Source organism: Amycolatopsis sp. NPDC059027, assembly GCF_042739735.1.
GTDB lineage: Bacteria > Actinomycetota > Actinomycetes > Mycobacteriales > Pseudonocardiaceae > Amycolatopsis.
This window is the reverse complement of record NZ_JBHYIK010000118.1, coordinates 1-1,437: the sequence shown is the minus strand read 5'-3', so window position 1 is coordinate 1,437 and position 1,437 is coordinate 1. Positions and strand designations below refer to the sequence as shown.

Annotated in this window: 1 protein-coding gene; it reads left to right on the top strand. The window is 72.8% G+C overall.

Going from position 1 to position 1,437, the window contains the following annotated elements; genetic code table 11:
* Positions 1-421: 421 nt before the first annotated feature.
* Positions 422-1,354 carry a hypothetical protein gene (locus tag ACFWY9_RS42810; RefSeq protein ID WP_378331478.1) on the top strand — a complete coding sequence of 311 codons (933 nt, stop codon included), beginning with the start codon at positions 422-424 and terminating at the stop codon, positions 1,352-1,354.
* Positions 1,355-1,437: the final 83 nt, after the last annotated feature.

Below are 1,437 nucleotides of genomic sequence, written 5' to 3'. Positions count from 1 at the left end.
TATTCCCCCAGCCCCATCCGCCGCCGCAACCCGCAACTAAACACGGGTGTCACCCCCCGCGGGGGGGGGGGGGCGGGGGGCCGGGGGGGGGGGGGGCGCGGCCCCCCCGGTCCTCGAACGGCCTGCCGCACCCGGTGATCGGACACGGTCGGCGGCCGGAGCCGGATCCGTTTGCACGGTCCTGACCTGTACGACCCGGTAACCTGGGAAGGCGCGCGGGCACCGGGCCGCTGAGCCATACAAACGTGCGCGCCGGGGCGGGGGCAACGATTCCCAGTTGCCAGTACTAGTCCGTTCGACCCAATACCGGTCGGCCGCCGCGGGATGTGGGCTGCTCACAAGGTGTGGCCATGTCACCGCGTACTGCTAACGTTCTCGCAGTCGTAGTACCGGGACGGCACACATGGGGCGGGTCACGACAATGGCGGGAAGCACGGCGGGCCAGGGTGACCACGAAGGCGAGCGCACGGCGTTCGCGATCGCGCTGCGGAACGCGATCGCCGCCAGTGGCCTGAGCCTCGACCGCGTCCAGGCCCGGCTACGGGCCCGCGGCGCCACGGTCAGCGTCACGGCGCTGAGCTACTGGCAGTCCGGCAAACGCCAGCCCGAGCGGCAGGGCTCGCTGTCGGCCGTGCGGGTACTGGAGGACATCCTCGGCGTGCCCGCGGGTTCACTGCTCGGCCTGCTGCCGCCTCCCCGCCCGCGCGGCGGAGCCCGGCGCCAGACGAGCGGCGCCGAACCGCTGACGTTCACCAGGGAAACGCTTCAACCGCTGCTCGAGCGCGTCGGCGCACCCCACGCCCTCGACCGCCAGCACCAGCTGAAACTCGTCGGCCTGCACGACCAGTGCGAGATCGCCGAGGACGGCGGGCAACGCGCCGTCACCGCCCGCGCGGTGTTCCAGGCGGGCGCCGACGGCCAGGACCGCTGGCTGCTCGTCTACGCGCAGGGCAACCCCGAAGCCGGGCCGCCCGCGCTGCACGCGGTCCGGAACTGCCGGGTCGGCCGCGCCGAGGTCGACGAGACCCACGGCCTCACCGTCGCCGAGCTGATCTTCGACCGCCCCATCGACCGCGGCGAAACCCACCTCATCGAGTACTCCCTGATCAACGCCGGACCGCCGTACCCGGAGTGTCAGAACACCTACTACCGCGAGTTCCGGCGCCCGGTGCGGGAATACCTGCTGGAGGTGCGGTTCGCGCCCGGCACCGCGCCCGAGCGGTGCTGGCAGTACTCGCGCGAAGGCGGTGAGGGCGCGCTCGCCCGGCGCCGGCTCAAGCTCGACGGCGGCGACGGGGTGCACGCCGTCGCCCTCGACTTCGGCCCCGGGATCTTCGGTATCGACTGGGACTGACCGCGGCCTAATGCCGTTAAGGCCACCTTACGGGCGTCGGACGCCCGGACAGTGGGCATAAAGGCCCCGCGGTGGGGGGGCCG